The 254-nt window shown below is 62.6% G+C and carries 1 protein-coding gene; it reads right to left on the bottom strand.

The genetic code is table 11. From position 1 onward, the window contains the following. A partial coding sequence (locus tag R0J92_RS24820) for an acyl-CoA dehydrogenase family protein (protein WP_411053644.1) occupies positions 1-254 on the bottom strand: 254 nt, incomplete at both ends.

The following is a 254-nucleotide window of genomic DNA, read 5'->3' as shown; positions in this document are numbered from 1 at the left end:
CTGCCTCGAGTTCCGCATAGCTGCGTCCGAGCATCGCCTGCACGGCACCGAACTCGGCCAAAGGTTGGTCGAACTGCTCACGAGAACCCGCGTATTTCATTGCCTCCGCGAGCATCCGAGTCGCCTGACCGACTGCGGTCGCGGCAACGTGGGTGCGAGCCTGGTTGATTCCGCGCATCGCGTGAATCATCCCCAAACCTGTTGCACCGCCGATCAACCGGTCGGCGCTCACCACAACGTCACGCAAGCTGATC

The sequence above is a fragment of the Tritonibacter sp. SIMBA_163 genome, assembly GCF_046535935.1.
GTDB classification, from domain to species: domain Bacteria; phylum Pseudomonadota; class Alphaproteobacteria; order Rhodobacterales; family Rhodobacteraceae; genus Epibacterium; species Epibacterium scottomollicae.
The sequence above is the reverse complement of the archived record's forward strand: the minus strand, read 5'-3'. Positions and strand labels throughout refer to the sequence as shown.